General features: G+C 70.2%; 11 protein-coding genes. 2 read left to right on the top strand and 9 right to left on the bottom strand.

The window, feature by feature from the left end; genetic code table 11:
• Positions 1-91: 91 nt before the first annotated feature.
• The 5 genes from SSNG_RS35835 to SSNG_RS35815 all read right to left on the bottom strand — a co-directional run bounded on the left by SSNG_RS35835 (position 92) and on the right by SSNG_RS35815 (position 5,768).
• Positions 92-511 carry a hypothetical protein gene (locus tag SSNG_RS35835; protein WP_007268886.1) on the bottom strand — a complete coding sequence of 140 codons (420 nt, stop codon included), beginning with the start codon at positions 509-511 and terminating at the stop codon, positions 92-94.
• 46 nt (positions 512-557) lie between these two features.
• Entirely contained in the window at positions 558-1,262 is a 705-nt protein-coding gene (locus SSNG_RS35830) for a helix-turn-helix domain-containing protein (protein ID WP_007268885.1), read from the bottom strand.
• A 917-nt stretch (positions 1,263-2,179) separates the two neighbouring features.
• Positions 2,180-3,121 (bottom strand): replication-relaxation family protein, encoded by a 942-nt coding sequence (locus SSNG_RS35825; protein WP_007268884.1) that lies wholly within the window; start codon positions 3,119-3,121, stop codon positions 2,180-2,182.
• A 17-nt stretch (positions 3,122-3,138) separates the two neighbouring features.
• Positions 3,139-5,310 carry a hypothetical protein gene (locus SSNG_RS35820; RefSeq protein WP_007268883.1) on the bottom strand — a complete coding sequence of 724 codons (2,172 nt, stop codon included), beginning with the start codon at positions 5,308-5,310 and terminating at the stop codon, positions 3,139-3,141.
• The gene (locus SSNG_RS35815) at positions 5,307-5,768 is read right to left on the bottom strand and encodes a hypothetical protein (protein ID WP_007268882.1); all 462 of its coding nucleotides are present in this window, start codon (positions 5,766-5,768) and stop codon (positions 5,307-5,309) included. Before SSNG_RS35815 ends, SSNG_RS35820 begins: the two co-directional genes overlap by 4 nt.
• Positions 5,769-6,104: 336 nt before the next feature.
• Between SSNG_RS35815 and SSNG_RS35810 the strand changes: the two genes are divergently transcribed.
• Together SSNG_RS35810 and SSNG_RS35805 are read left to right on the top strand one after the other, a co-directional pair.
• A complete protein-coding gene (locus SSNG_RS35810; RefSeq protein WP_063749984.1) occupies positions 6,105-6,935 on the top strand; it encodes an alpha/beta hydrolase in 831 nt (276 codons plus the stop codon).
• 9 nt (positions 6,936-6,944) lie between these two features.
• Positions 6,945-7,826: a helix-turn-helix domain-containing protein gene (locus SSNG_RS35805; RefSeq protein ID WP_128637639.1), complete on the top strand. Its 882-nt coding sequence runs from the start codon at positions 6,945-6,947 to the stop codon at positions 7,824-7,826.
• A 247-nt stretch (positions 7,827-8,073) separates the two neighbouring features.
• Here SSNG_RS35805 and SSNG_RS35800 read toward each other — a convergent pair whose 3' ends face one another.
• From SSNG_RS35800 to SSNG_RS35785, 4 genes are all read right to left on the bottom strand, one after another.
• The gene (locus SSNG_RS35800; protein WP_007268879.1) at positions 8,074-9,483 is read right to left on the bottom strand and encodes a hypothetical protein; all 1,410 of its coding nucleotides are present in this window, start codon (positions 9,481-9,483) and stop codon (positions 8,074-8,076) included.
• A gap of 64 nt (positions 9,484-9,547) precedes the next feature.
• Positions 9,548-10,708, bottom strand: coding sequence for an NlpC/P60 family protein (locus SSNG_RS35795; protein ID WP_042804684.1), 1,161 nt, complete (start codon positions 10,706-10,708; stop codon positions 9,548-9,550).
• Complete coding sequence (locus SSNG_RS35790) at positions 10,705-13,104, bottom strand: hypothetical protein (protein ID WP_007268877.1); 2,400 nt, start codon at positions 13,102-13,104, stop codon at positions 10,705-10,707. Before SSNG_RS35790 ends, SSNG_RS35795 begins: the two co-directional genes overlap by 4 nt.
• A partial coding sequence (locus SSNG_RS35785) for an ATP-binding protein (RefSeq protein ID WP_063749982.1) occupies positions 13,101-15,015 on the bottom strand: 1,915 nt, incomplete at its 5' end. The genes SSNG_RS35785 and SSNG_RS35790, both read right to left, overlap by 4 nt.

Below are 15,015 nucleotides of genomic sequence, written 5' to 3'. Positions count from 1 at the left end.
GGACGAGGCTGGTCCACGTATGCTAGTGACAATCTGTTGTTCAGGCAGAAGAGGGCCCCCACCATGTGGGGCCCTCTTCTATTACAAGGGGTTAGGCGACGCTGCGGAGCTTCCGCGGTCCCTCTGCGGGAGGGGCTGCCTGGTATTCGGGCAGCTGCAGGAGCGGAAGCCTGCCCTCCCGCATGTCGTCCAGAGCCTGCGCGAAGGCGTCGTCCATGGCCTCGACGCTCTCGTAGCGAGCGGCGAGCGGATGCAGGATGTAGCTGTTGGCGCGCCGGCTGCGCTCGCTGGGTGTGCGCAGCACGACGTTCAGCTCGAACAGGGGGGTCAGGAGCTTGCTCACGGCGGCTGGGCTCACCTTGTATTCGGTCGACATCACCTGCTGGGAGGGCAAGTTTCCCGTGCCCGTCTCACTGCGGAAGACGAGGTAGGACAAGAACTTCACCGCGGCGGCCCCGATCGGAAGCGCCCAGATCCGCTCCGTCACGAGTGGGGACATCACAGTGGGCATCGGGTGGGGTCTCCTTGGTCGTGTCGTCGGGGTATGCGGGCGGTGGTCACCCTGCCGCTCCCCTGACGGGCGCTTCCGTAAAGTCAAGCACCTGCTGGCCTGGCAGGTCGTTCGGGCCGACCCTGTGGGGGAAGGCCTCGTATTCGTTCCCGTGGTCGGAGGCGATCTCTTCCAGGACGTTCTTCTGCTCACCGCTGTTGCCCGCGAACCAGAGGGTGACGTTGAGCCGGATGCGGCCGTAGCCGACGCTCTCCAGCCAGCCCCATTCGATGAGAGTCTTGACGGCCTTGTTCACGGTCGGCCGGGTGATCTTCTTCGCGCCGGCAAGCTCGTTCAATCCGTCGCTGATCTGCTGCTGTGTGTACGAGGCGATGCCGGTCCCCTTCTTCTGCCCGCCGGCAACGAACAGGAAGACAGCGGCTTGGGATCGGGACAGGACTCCGGCGATGAGGAGCTTGGCCATCCACTGGGCGAACCAGTTGGAGGTGATGCTGTAGCCGAGCCGCCCGGCCATGTTGTGGATGCTGCGGGGGTCGGTGTCGCTGTAGTCGATGTTGATCTGGACTTTGGGTCCGCCGCGGGTTGTCCTGCTCCTCGCTGTCGGACGGGGGACGACGTTGGCCGCTTGCCCGATGTGGCCCGCTAACAGGCTGACGATGTCGTCAAGGACGTCGTCTCCGTTGCGGGGCACGTCGGCGGGTGCGGTCTGGCTGGGCCGGCGCTGCGCTCGCGCCGGCGGTTCAGGTGTCACTGAGCCCTCCTCTGCTGTTCAGGCAGAGGGAGCCTATCCCAAAACTTTCCATGAGCTTAAGTTTTGACGGCGCGTCACCCGGAAGAGTTGGTCCGCTCCAGCCTCGCGGAGGAGTCAGAAGTTTCCATGAGGGAAAGTTCCAACACCCCTGCGCTCGCGAGACTTTCCTTGGAGTTAAGCCTTGCGGGCTTAGCACGGGCCAGCTCCACGCCCGCGAGGATGCACCCCGCAAAACTTTCCCTCAGCGAAAGCTTCAAGCGCTGAATAGGCCCCAAACTTGCCATGAGGTTAAGTCCTGCCAGTCCACGCAACACACATGGGCATCCAACAAGCCCCACTCGGCCCCCGCATTTGAGCGTTGCACGGGGACAGTGCAACGCTGCGACCTGCGGATTCTCTCGGGGCTTCCATCAGGTTCCGAACTTTCCGTCAAGTTAAGCATTGAGGTGGTGTGTCACCGCCGGGTTAACACATTCACCCCCCAAGTGTGTCCGCCAGGAACGCTTTGATCCGAGAAGACGCAGGTCAGCGACCTGCAAGTGCCGCGCTCTCTTAATGAAGAGGACGCCCACACAACCCTGCCTACGGTCGTCATCCGTGCCCCGAGGAACAAGGGCGCCCTGACCCTCTTGCTCGTCGGATACTGCAGATCGAGCTCCTCGGCACCCCGTCTGCACCTTCACCACCGAAAGCGAGCCACAGCCTTGCGTCCGACGAACGACTGCATCAGTGGCCATATCAACCACCTCCTACCTCAGCCACTCCACTTGATTCAGGACACCAGGCACCTGCAGTCGCCAGTGGAGCTCAGCGCCCCAGCGGGGCACCGCAAGCCCGCCAGGGCTGAGGAGCTACCGCCCGTAGGCGTCTTCGGACAGGGATGCTGGACGCTGACAAGATGCGCTGATGATGCTCCCTCAGGCTGCTGCAGCGCGTGGTGTCTTGAGCCAGGCGTCAGCTGGCTCCGCTGCGCCGAGGACGGGTGTGAAGATCGGGTCGAAGGGCCCGTGGTTGCGGAGCTGGTCGAGGGTGGTGACGCCGGCCCGGAGCGGGGTGGTCTCGAGAGCGGGGTCGCTGGCGGCGAGGCTGCGTAGGTCGGCGATGCGGCGGGCGAGGCGTTCCTCGGAGGCGCCGGTCAGTACGAGGAGCAGGCGGGGGAAGACGGGGTAGCGGCTGCGCCAGGCTGGCATCGTGGCCTGGCGGCGGGGCCCTCGGGTGCCCTTGGCGGCCTGGGGCTGGGGTGTGTACGCGTGGTAGGCGGCGTAGGCGTGCAGCTTCTGGGCGAGGCGGGCGATCGTCATCTGGGTGCGGTCGACTTCGACGAAGAAGGTGAGCAGGGTGCGCTGCTTGCTCTCGGTGTGGACGTAGTTGAGGACGGCGTCGGGGACGAGGCAGAGTTCCTCGCCTGGGCGTGCTTCGTCGCGGTAGTAGTGGGCGTTCTCGGGCGACCAGTCCAGGGGGCCGCACTCGTGGCCCAGGCGGCGGGCGTGCTCGACGAACGCGGCGCCGGTGTCCACGACGGCGAGGGTGTGTTCCTGGAGGGGGCCGAGGGCGGCCTCGGGGCTCATCCGGTACGGGCGCTGCTGGAGCAGGCCGACGGCTTCGACGGCTTGGGCGCCCTTCTCGGTGAGCCACCACAGGAGTTCGGTCTGGCCGGTGGTGCGGCGGCCGACGACGTCGGCGAACCCGGATTGGCGGAGGCTGTGGAGCTGGCGGCGCAGGTATTCGGTGCGCTTGTGGTGCGGGGTGACGAGCCGGTGGAGCTGACGGGTGGAGACCAGGCGGTGCTGGTAGAGGACCTGGGCGGCCTGCTGGCCGATCGGGCCCAGCCCGGTGGGGGCGGACTGCGGGTAGGGCACGGGGTGCTCGCCTTCTTCTAGTCGATGACGCTGGTGGGGTCGCCGGCGCTCGGGCCGCCAGGGCGTCTGCCGGTGTGGTGGCTGAGGACGGTGACGTCGAGGAGTTCCAGGTCGGCGAGGATCTCGCCGAGCGGGCGGCGGTTGAGGTTGCTGTCGATCGCCTGGTCCAGGTCGGGGACGCCGTCCGGGTTGTTGTAGTGGGCGAAGACTTCGTCCACGGGCAATCCGCGGACCCGGAACGGTGTGGTCCGGGCGCCGTTGAGGTTCACGGACATCACGTAGTGGTACTTCGGGAGCTCGGTGATCGTCTCGGGGCTGACGTGGCCGTTCCAGCGTTTGGCGACGAAGGCCGCCTCGTCGTAGTCCGCCGCGCAGGTCGACAGCCAGCTCTGGTTCTGCAGCAGGGCCTGGCGGGTGATGGCGGAGAGCCGGAGCGCCATCTGCGTCATGCCGATGAAGCGCACCTCGTACTTGCGCAGCTGTTCGGCGATGGCGGCGAGGAAGCCCTTGCTGGAGGAGTCGAGGGCGGTGAGCTCGTCGCCCCAGGCCCAGAAGGAGGCCCGCTGCTCGCGCGGGGTGTCCTGCCGGGAGAGGCCCGCGCGGTGGAGATCGTGGATAAGCAGGCAGCTGACCAGGGCGTCGCTCTCGCTGCCGGACGGGCAGACGAAGACCACCTTGCTGGTGTCCATGGCGTGCCGGACGTCGTACGCAGAGCGGGGGCTGCCGAAGAAGCCCTGGAGGGACTGGGAGGTGTCGAGGCGGTCGATGGCGTAGGTGACAGTGGGCACGGCGTCCGGGCCGAGCTTGGGGAACGTGGCCTCCCAGTACGCGCGGACCCGCGGCGGGAGCTTGGGCAGGAGCTGCTCGCGCCACTCCTCCTCGGTGAGCCAGGTCCTGATCTGGAATAGGGTGCACTGAGCCTCCGGGTGGCCGGCCTGGACAGCCTGGAGGTTGAGCAGGGCCAAAACCTGGGAGGCGCGGGCCAGGATCGTCCGGGCGCGCGGGGCGTTGTCGCCCCAGTCCTGCGCCGCGGCGATGCCCTCGGTGACGGAGCGGACGATGTCCTGGACGTCGGGGAGGCTGCGCCCCTCCATCGACAGGGGGTTCCAGGAGACGACCGGCTGGTCCGGGTCGGCCTTGGCCAGGTTGATCTCCCAGAGCCGGTCAGTGATCTCCGGGTGCGCGAGGTACGGTTTCGCCCTCATCCAGCCCTCGCCGTGCGGGTCGAGGAACCAGGTGCCGTATCCGGAGTGGGCCATCGCGATGCACTGGACCAGGGCCTCCTCCGTCTTGCCGTGGCCGGCCTTGCCGAGCTGGAGGCCGAAGAGCAGGTCCTGGACGCGGGCGGCGGCGATCCGCTCGCGGCCGTCGGGGTAGACGACGGCGCCGAGCGGGATCAGGTCCCGCTGCCCGGTGTAGACGGGAAGGTCTGCCGGGGCCGGCGGAACAAGGCCGCCGGAGCGAACCACGCTGGACGCGGTGCACTTCACCGTGGGCGGCTTCAGCCACCCCGCGAGCTCGGGCACCGTCAGCCACTGCCGACGGCACGGTGCGAACTCCCCGCTCGCGAAGCGGCGCTCGAACCGGCCGATCGCCCACCGGCGGGGCCGGTGGGCCTTGAGGTAGTTCTCCCCCGAGGTCATCGACAGCGCGGCGATCAGCTGGTGCATCCGGGCCAGAGCCAGCTGCGGGTGCGCGGCCTCGGTGCGCAGCAGGATCTGCACGGCGAACACCGCCCCAGCGGTGGGTTCGAGCTTGCCGACGCCGTCGCGCAGGTCGGTCTGCCGGGGGATCCGCTCGGAGCGGCTGGAGGCCCCGCCGCCGGACCAGGCCGAGGTGGCCGAGCCCCAGAGGCCGCCTCCGCCGAGGCCGCCGGTGAGGCGCTCGCCGTACGCGGACGGACCGCGCCGGGCGGCCCGTGCCATCAGGCGGCGCCGACGCCGGGCCAGGCGCCGCTCGGAGACCGGGACCAGGTCGAAGACCGCCTCGGCCTTCTCCCCGTCCTCAGTGCGGACGGAGGCCATGGCCGCGGCCAACTGCTGGAGCGGGTCCGGGCTCAGGCCGAGAGAGGCGAGGGCTTTGAAGTCGGGCAGGCCAAGGGCGAGCTCGGCGCGCTGAACGTACCGGCGCGCGCCCGCCTGGGCGGTGGTCGCCTGCGCCGGCTTGGTAAGGGAGATGGCGGCGGTCACGGCGCACCTCCAGGGCCGGTGAAGCGGACCGGTCGGATGTCGGCCTGGCCGTGGGGGGTGCGTACCTCGACCTCGGCGAAGCCGGGCATGCTCAGGATCGCGGCCGCCGCGGCCGGGCCTTCGACGTAGCAGCGCATCTTGCCGTCGACCGCGGTGTACCGCAGGCGCACAGCGGATCCTCGGTCCGGAACACCATCGGCGGCGTAGTGCACGCGTCCGAGCTGGCGGGCCCAGCGGCCGACCTCGCCTTCACCGGGATCGAAGGTCGCGGTCGGGATCACCTCGACCCGGACCCGGTCGGCGAGCGCTTCCCGGACGAGCGCCGCGCGCCGGATCGTCCACCACACCCAGACAGCCGCCCCGAGGATGCTGAGGGCGACGAGGTACGGCGCGGCCGCAATGAGGACGGACTGGAGCTGGGCGAGGAACTCGTCGACCGGCAGGCCCGGGAGGCTCATGTCGGCCGGCCCTGGGTCGGCCGGGACGGGGCGGGGTGTTGCACGGTTCCTCCAGGTGGTGGGAAGAAGCCCTTCACCTGGACCAAGTACGATTTCGAGGCCGATCCAGACACCGCACCCGAATGCTTTGCCATCCCTTGACCCTTGAGGGTGCCGTGGCCAGGATCTGGTGTCCCTTGTCATCCAATCGAGGCGTTTGACAACGAACCCAGTCGTTTCGGCTTTTTTGACAGTGAACCTAGTCGTGTTGACATCCAGATGCGGGGCGCGCCCGCCGCGGGCCGTTGGCGACATTCGTACAAGACCGGCAGCCGCCGCCCCCCGCACTATCGCTCTATGAACGCCCACGACGCACAGCACGCGCAGCCGATGCATGTGGACCGTGATGGACCGCGGGACGCGCCGCCACTGCTGCTCATCCACGGATCTGGAGCCTCGAGCGCCTCCTGGGGGCCGGTGGTTCCGGTGCTCGCCGCCCGTCATCATGTCGTCCGGATAGACCTCCCGGGCTGCGGCCAGTCCCCGCGCGCCACGTCCTACGAGGTTCCGGCGCAGGCGGGCCGCGTGGCGGCGCTGCTCGACGAACTCGGGCTGCGCGCCATCACCGTGGCCGGCCACTCCAGCGGCGGATACGTCGCCACCGCGCTCGCGGAGCAGCGCCCCGACCTGGTGGGTTCGCTGGCGATGATCAGCACCGGCCCGCACCTCGACGCCCTCCTGCCGCAACCGGCCGTCCTCCGCGTGATGCTGGCACCGCCCTTCGGGCCGCTGCTGTGGTGGCGGCGTTCGGATGCGATGATCCGCAAAGGCATCGGCGCCACGCTCGCCGGGCCTGCTCCCATTCCGCCCGGCATGGTCGCCGACGTGCGGAGCACCACGTACCGCGCGTTCCGCAAGGTGCTGCGCGAGAACACCGCGTACCTCGCCGAGCAGTCCGTGCCCGAGCGGCTCGCCGCCCTCGGGCTCCCGGTGCTCGTGGTCTTCGGCGCTGCCGATCCCCGGTGGGATCCGGCGTCGGCGCGCCAGTACGACGTCGTGCCGGGCGTGCGGGTCGAGATGCTGCCGGGTGTTGGGCACATGCCCATGCTGGAAGCGCCCGAGCCGGTGGGCCGGCTGCTGGACTTCGCGACCCTGTGCGCCGGAACCCCGCCGGCAGGCCCGGCCTAGACTGGCGCCGTGTTGTCGCAGGGTGTGCCACCCGTGTGGTCGGGCGTTGACATAGCAGTACCGGAGCCTTCGGACCGACTGCTGGGCATCAGCATGGCCGGATTCCGCCACCGTGTCCCCGCGCCCGTCGACATCGCGATGGTCGCGCATCCGTCCGTCACCTTGCTCATCGATCTGAGCGACGATGACGGCCTGGTCTACGACACGCAGGGGCGGCACGGACGTGGCAGTGTCGTGATCGGCCTGGCACCCGGGGAGCTGCGGGCGTCCGGCCTGGTGGGCGAGTGCCTGCAGATCCGGCTGCAGCCGGCTGTGGCGGCCGCAGTGCTCGGCTCGTCGGCCGGGGGCAGCGGGAGCGTGGAGTCCTTGGCGGACGTCTGGGGCCGCGACGCCGGGCGCTTCGAGGAGCGGCTGCGTACAGCCGGATCGTGGGACGAGCGGTTCGCGATGGCAGCGGACGCCGTCCGCCGGCGGATCGGGGACGGCCCGCGGGTCGATCCGGAGGTCGTTCACATCTGGAGGCGGACGGTCGCCAGCAGGGGCCAGTTGCGTATCGACGGCCTGGCGGACGAGGTCGGCTGGAGCCGCAAGCGTCTGTGGGCGCGCTTCCGGGCGCAGCTCGGCGTCACCCCCAAGCGGGCCGCCCAGCTGGTGCGGTTCGACCATGCGGCCCATCTGCTCGCGGCGGGTGTCCCTCCCGCCGGTGTCGCGGCCGAGAGCGGCTACGTCGACCAGTCCCATCTGCACCGCGAAGTGAAGGCGTTCACCGGGCTCACGCCGACTGCCGTCGCCGCCGCGCCGTGGCTGGCGATCGACGACGTCGCGTGGCCGGACTCCTGGCGGGCAGGGAGGCCCGTGACAGGTGGCGCACGCGGTTCCGGCCAGTGCTGAACCGCCCAGCCGCAGCCCTCACTTTGCTCCCGACCGACAACTGTCCTTTGACATCCAACCTAGTCGCCCCAGCTCAGGACATCGCACCGGACTAACTTGGCTGTCAAAGGACAGGCGGCGGCCCTTCGGCAGCGAGCGGATCGCCCCGAAGTCCGGATAGCGGCCCCCTGGTCGGCGTACGTGCTCGGACCGGGCCGACACGGCTCGCGGGGAAAAACCGTGGCGGCTCGTCCCGGCGGGGGTCTGCTCAGCGACGGGCCGGCCTGCGTACCGACAGGCGGAGGCTCTTGTCCTCGTTGCGGGTGAGGAACACCCCCGTCCCGTCCTCGGTATGGGCGAGGGGGACCTCCGTCCCCATCTCAAGGGGCTTCGCATCGCCGGTGGCGGTCCTCAGGTCCACCTGGGCGAGGACGCTCGTGCCCCCCGCCGAGGTCTCCTGTGTCACCCCGTACGCGGTGCCGTTGTCCTGGATCGACAGCACCGCGATCGTCTTGCGGTTGCCGTCGCCGTGCAGGCAGATGCCCCGCTTGTTCTTGACGTCGAAGATCACCGACCCGGCGGCCAGGTACTGGCCGCCGGGAGAGGAGACCACCGGGTAGTCACGGGTGGCATCCTCGCTGGGGGCGACCTCCTGGCCGCAGACCAGTCGAGCCTGGGGCGCTCCGGTGCGCAGGTCGTGGATGGCCCAGACGGGGGTGTCGCCGACCTTTCCCGCACGCCAGCTGATGAGGGCGTGTCCGGCCTCGGCGCCGTAGACGCTGCCGTTCCGGTCTCCGAGGAAGCCGGACTTGGGGTCGATGCCCTCGGGAGTCAGATTTTCGCTGAAGTAGCGTCCCGGCATGCCGAAGCCTCCCCTGGCCATGGCGACCAGGGGGCCGTCCGCAGTGGCGGCGACGACACGGCTGCTACATAGGGGTGTGCGGCACTGCTCAAGCAGACGACGGGAGTCATGGACGGCGACTTCGCCGCTGGTCACGTTGACCGTCGCGCTCCTGTCCGGAAAGTAGCCTTCTTGTCCCCAGGCGACGAGCAGCCGGCCGCCCGTTGCCTGGACCCGGATCTCGCCGGGGTCGGCCGATACAGGTACGTCGATTTCCCGCAGGGGTTTGACGGATTCTCCCTTCGCGTTCGCCGGGAAGATCGCCAGGCGCACGATCTCGGCGCCGTCGTGAAGCTGGTCCTTGCCCCGCAGGCCATGGGCGTAGGCCACAACGTAGGAGCGGCCTTCGATCTCCACACCCTTCAGGTCCGGGATCTCTGCCGGACCTCTGGAGCCAGTCACTCCGGCCACCGGCGTCAGACCGGCCCAGGGTGCGGACCGCCAGACCAGCTTGCCGTCGGCTGAGCGCATGGAGATGGTGTACCCGTTGGGCGCCGCCTGCATGAACGCGACAGCCTGAGACCGCGGCACCACCGTCACCGGCATCGAGCCGAGGCCCTGCGGTACCCACGAGAGGACCTCGTCCCACCCCTTCGAGGCGTCGAAGGCGGGCGGCACGCTCAGCTTCGTGGGCGCTGCCGGGGCTGCACCGCCGCCGAGCCAGCCGCCCGGCTTGTTCTCCCCGGTGTCCGTACCGCTAGAGCAGCCTGTGGCGAGTAAGGCCAGCAGAGCTGCCGCGGTCATTGCCTGTGCTGCACGCATCTTCTCGTCCTTCACGGGGGCTGGGGTGATCTTCGCCTGGACAGTAGCAAACGGTGACGACGCGTCAGCCGAGGGTGGGTCAGCCGATGATGCGCCGGACGACGAGGATCGGACCCAGCTGGCTTTGCGGGACCACGGAGACGGGCCGCCCGGTCCGGGGCGCGTGTACGACGTAGCCGTAGCCGATGGCCATGGCCACGTGCTCGGGGGCATCTGCTGTGCCCCGGGCGAAGAGCAGGTCGCCCGGCAGGATCGCGGTCTCAGGCACGGCGCGCCCGTCGTAGATCTGGGTGTAGGTGGTGCGGGTGATCTCCTTTCCTGCGACTCCGTAGGAGCGCTGGGTCAGGGAGGAGCAGTCGCACCGCTCTGCCGCGTTGGGGCCGTGGGGGTTGGTGCAGGTGCCGCCCCACTGGTACATGGTGCCGAGCTGGCCGAGAGCCCAGCGGATCGCGGTCTGCACCTGCATGGGTGCCGTGGCCGGGATCTGGTAGCCCTCCGGGAGGGAGCCGGGCGGGATGTTCCCGAAGTCCACGTTGCCGGTGGCGCCCTGGCCCGCGCATCCTCCCGGGCCGAGGCCTTCGCGAAGGCCGGGCTGTCCTGGCATCGGCCCGGCGGGGGCTGCGCCGAGGGTGGGGGCGATGGCCTGCTGGAGGGCGGTGGCGAGCCGTTCGTGCTTGGCGTACGCGTCGGGGAACCCGCTGGCCTGCACTTTCTGCGCGGCCACCGTGACGGGCATCTGCTCCCAGTCCTTCAGCTTCACGAGCTCGTCGTAGAACTTCCCGGAGGAGTAGACGGGGTCCATGATCTGCTCGCGGGTGCCCCAGCCCTGGGAGGGCCGCTGCTGGAACAGGCCGATCGAGTCGAGGTCGCCGTGGTCGAGGTTGATCAGGGTGGACTCCTGGAGGGCGGTGGCGAGGGCGACGACCTGCCCGCGGGCCGACACCCGTTTCTGGATGCCGGTCGCGACGATGACCTTCGCGTTGGGGACCTGCTTCTCGGGCTCCAGGAGGCCGGGCACGTTCACGTCGCCGCTGCCGGCGAGCATCGCCTGGACCTTGCGGGCGATGTCGGCGGTGTCCGGGTCGAGGCCGGGCTGGCCGCCGGCGGGGCAGCGGGCCGCGGCGGCCTCGGCCTCGCTCTGGGCGAGACCGACGACGTGCGCGGCAATCGCCCCCGCCAGGATCAGCGCCAGCACGAGCAGCCCGGCACCGCCGGCCATCCAGCGCCTGTTCTTCCTCATGACCGCCCTCGCCCGCGGCGCCGACGCCGCCGGCGGTTGAGCTCCTGCTCTTCATTGCGGGTGAGGGAGGCATCGGTGGGACGCGTCAGCCGTGCGGGCGCGCTGTGGCGCGCCACCGGCTCGCGGCGGGTTCCACGGCTGATGCGCTGGCGCAGCTGCTGCTGGCGGGCGGAGGCGGCCGGCTGGATCGGCATGGGGTGCCGGGGCCGCATCCGCTGCCTTCGGGCCTGCGGCGCCGCCGCCGACCCGGCATCGGGTCCGGACTGGTTCGCGGGGTCCGCTGCCGGGTTGTCCGCGGGGTCGGTTGCGGCCGGGGTGGTGGAGGCGGGCTGAGCGGCGGGGCCGCCGGGGATGGGCTGGTTGGACGGCTGCTGGGGCGCGCTCTGCGGGGTGGGCTGCGGCGCTTGGCTGCTGGACTGCGGGGCGCCGGGCTGCGGTTGGCTGCCGGTCTGTGGCTGGGGTGCCTGCCCGGCTGGGCGGGCTGTGCGCCCGCGTCCGCGGCTGGCTGTCTGGACGCGGTTCATCAGCGCGACGGTGCTGACGCTGCTGCTCGTGGCGTAGCCGAGGGCGGCGATCGGGTTGCCGGAGGCGAGGGATACGCCGACCATCGCGGTGCGGACCGCGCCGCGGGTGATTTTGCGGGTGATGGACTGGTTCTTCGCGACCGGGGTGGAGGAGGGGGTGAAGGCGCTGCCGTTGGTCCCGCCGATCCGGCCGGAGGACATCTTCGCGCGCCAGTTGGCCGCGACCTGCCTGGAGTGGACGGTGAGGGCCTTGCGCTTCTTGATCGCGCCGATGCACACGATGTCCACCGCGAGGAAGCGCAAGGTGAGTTCGTTGCCCCAGTCCTGCTGTACGGGGTCGAGGACGGCCTGGATGATCAGGATGAGGACGGCGAGACCGAGGATGGAGGCGAGGAGCTGGCCGAGGGAGTGCAGGACGGAGGCGGCCCAGTCCCACAGGTAGCCGCGGCCGGCGCCGGGCATCAGGCCGGCAACGAGGGCGGGTTCGGCCCGTACGGCGTCCCAGGCGATGCGGCACTGGGCGACGAGGAAGCTGCCGGCGAGACCTGCGATCAGCGCGCTGACGATCAGGGCGGCGACGAGGAGGAAGATCGCGCCGCCGACCTTGTCCATCGAGGCCCACTTCGCGGACTGGACGTCGCCCTTGACGCACTCCTTCTCGAACCGCTCCATGGGCGGGTTGCCGAAGTGGTCGAGCGCCCACTGCTTGGACAGGGGCAGGGTCCATTCGGTGATCTGCGCGCCGGCGGGGTCGATCCAGGCCCGGTAGGAGTTGTACTTCTTCAGCCGCTCCATCTGCTGGTTCATCGCCCGGTCGTAGGCGAGCTGCGTGATCTTGGTGGCGGAGTACTTTTTCGCGCAGTCGCCTTCGAAGACCCGGCCGTACTGGAGCAGCATGGCGGGCTTGACGATGAAGGCATCGGTCAGTGCGTCGGTCAGCGGGCGGGACAGGGCCCGGCTGCTGACCGAGTCCTCTTCGTCGGGAGCCTTCTCCTTCGGGCCGGGGTTGGCGTCGAGGATGATTTCGGCGACTTCGAGGGCCAGGCCGCGGGCGGCGGCGATGGCGCCGTCTTTCTCCCCGAGCAGGAGCTGCGGGGGCGAGGACAGCAGTGTGGCGGTGAGCGCGGCGATCAGGATGGACAGGGCCGCGTCGCCCCACCCCTTGGCCCGGTCCCCGAAGAAGATGCGGGCGACGGTGATCAGGGCGCAGACCGACAGGAAGAGGCTGGGCAGCCCCAGCTGGACGATGACCTGGGCGTGCAGGCTGGTGGCGACGGACAGCACCGGGGCCAGGAGCAGCTTGGCGAGGCCGAAGCCGAGGGCCCAGACGATGAGCCAGCAGCAGAACGCGATGACCCATTTGACGGCCATGAAGAACAGTTCCACGAGGAGGTTCATGATGCCGAGGTCCCAGTCGGTCAGGCCGCCGGTGTCGGACTTCACCGTGTAGGCCGAGATCGGCAGGTTGTTCGCGTCGGTGACGTTGAAGACCGCCAGGACGCCGCCCTCGTCGGGCAGGAGCTTTCGCAGGCGCTCCTCTTCGGCCTTGAGGTAGGCCTCCTGCATGGAGCCGGAGAGCTTCTTGTTGAGGTCGCCGAGGATCTTCTCGATCTCGGCGAGCTCCTCCGGGGTCGGCGTACGGGTACCGGGCGTGGCCGGAGGCAGGGGTCCGGCCGGCGGCGCGGTAGTGGGCGCCGGGGATGGGGTCGCGGTCGGGCTGGTGCTCGGGCTGGGGGTGGGGTCGGCGAGGGCCGGCAGGGAGGTGAGCATGGTGAAGGCGGTGGCGGCGAGCGCCGCGACGAGCAGGGCCAGGCGCAGGCGGGCGGGGCCGAGCAGGCGCAGCTGCTTCCACCACGTGCGAGGGGTCGTCATGCCGCGGCCAGTTCGCCGGTGGGGGTGGTGTGGATGACGCGTTCGATCGCGCGGTCCATGGGGATGAGGACCCGCATGAGTCCGATACGGCCGACCAGGTCGCGGTAGAGGCACTCCCCCGCGCGGGCGCGGCGCTGGTCCTCGGGCAGCCCGAGCGGCGAGAGGCCACCAGTCACCAGGTCCAGGAGATCGGTGTCGGTGGAGTCCACGCCAAGGAACTCCAGCGAGCGGGCGGCCAGGGTGCGGCTGGTCTGCCGGAAAACGAACCGGTGCGGGATCAGCCCCCGGACGATCACGCCCTTCTCGCTGTCGGCCGGGCCGATGTCGTTGGCGTCGTGGCTGCCGACGTACGCGGCGGCGTTGCGCTTGCGGCCGTCGCGCAGCAGCTCCAGCAGCAGCTCCAATCCCTCGTCGCTGGAGGTGAGCCACCAGCACTCGTCGAAGACGGTGACCGCGAACTCATCCCTGGAGCGCATCGCGGTCTCACGGGAGACCGCGGCGATCAGGTACATCAGGGCGCGGCCCAGGACTTTCTCGAACTCCAGGCGCTGGATGCGGTGCTCGCTCGCGAGCTCGGACTTCTTCGGCAGCTGCAGCGCGCTCACGAGGAAGACGACGCTGTCGGCGCGCTGGGTGTCGACGACCGGGAGTGTCTCGTCGAAGACGACGCGGGCGAGGTCCTTGCGGGCGACCGAGGCGAGCTTGCGGGCCAGGCCGTGGGCGGCCGCGTCCCCGGCGCCGCGCGCGGTGAGCTCATCCATCAGGGCGCGCATCGACGGCTCGGACCGGGCCAGGACGGCCTGGACGGCCTCGGAGAGGGCGACGCCTTCGAGGTCCATCGGGCGTACGCCGAGCAGCAGGGTAAGGAAGGACTCGGTGAAGCGGGCCGCGACTTCGGGGCTGTGCTTCACGTAGAGGCGCAGGGGGTCGAGGGAGACTTCGGCGGTGTGGTCAATGCGGATCAGCTGGGTGGTGCCGGGGCAGGCCTTCGCGAAGCGGGCCCATTCCTGGTCGGTGGTGCGGTCGACGATGACGGCGCGGCCGCGGGAGCCCGGCCGGCCGAGCTGGTGTCCGCGGGCCAGGACGTTGTAGACGGCCGACTTCATCGCCACGGACTTGCCGGCGCCGAGCTCGCCGAGCCACGCCATCGAGGCGGATGCGTTCTCGCGGGGGCCGCGGGCCGGGTCGATCAGGACGGGGCGGGCGCCGCCGGAGGCGAGCTGGAGGCCGTAGAGGCCGCCGCGTTCGTCGCCGAGCTGGGAGCCGCACCAGGGCATGGCCATCGCGAAGTCCTTGGCCAGGAGGACCTGCGCGTAGCTGGCCATGACGCGGGGGGTGCGGCAGCCGGGCAGCATCGACTGCCACAGGCTGGCCTGCTCGCCGACGGGCCGGGAGAAGGTGTAGTCGGTGGAACCGAAGTCGCTCGCCAGAGCGGCGGCGCGGTCCATCGCGTCCTCGGGGCTGTTGCCCCAGACAGCAAGGGTGATCATGGGGCGGATCTCGACTTCGCGCCGGTTGGCCGTCAACCTCTCGTGGTACTCCTGGTTGTCGGACTGGTTGTTGGCCACGGCCGCGGGCGGACCGGCAGGGTCGCCCTCGTACTCGGCGGCCTGCGCCTTCAGGTGCCGGGCGCGCTTGCGGACCTTCGGCTCGGCCTTCGAGCCGGGCACGATGACCAGGCGCGCGGTCCAGTCGACGGGGTAGGCCAGGTCGTCCAGCTGCTGAAGGTAGGCCGCCCCCGGGAGAGCGAAGGCCTCCGGCATCTCCGAGAGGGCCAGGAGCGCCTGGTAGGAGTCACCCCACTCGGAGGAGACCTGAAGGAAGCGCCGCTTGAACGGGTTGGCCGGCAGCGCGGGGCCAGCATTGAAGTCGGCGCCGCCATCGGCGACGAGGATCTCCCCCAGCGCCGCG

It is taken from the genome of Streptomyces sp. C (assembly GCF_000158895.1).
GTDB lineage: Bacteria > Actinomycetota > Actinomycetes > Streptomycetales > Streptomycetaceae > Streptomyces > Streptomyces racemochromogenes.
Note: the sequence above shows the minus strand (reverse complement) of the source record. Positions and strands in the feature narration are given on the sequence as shown.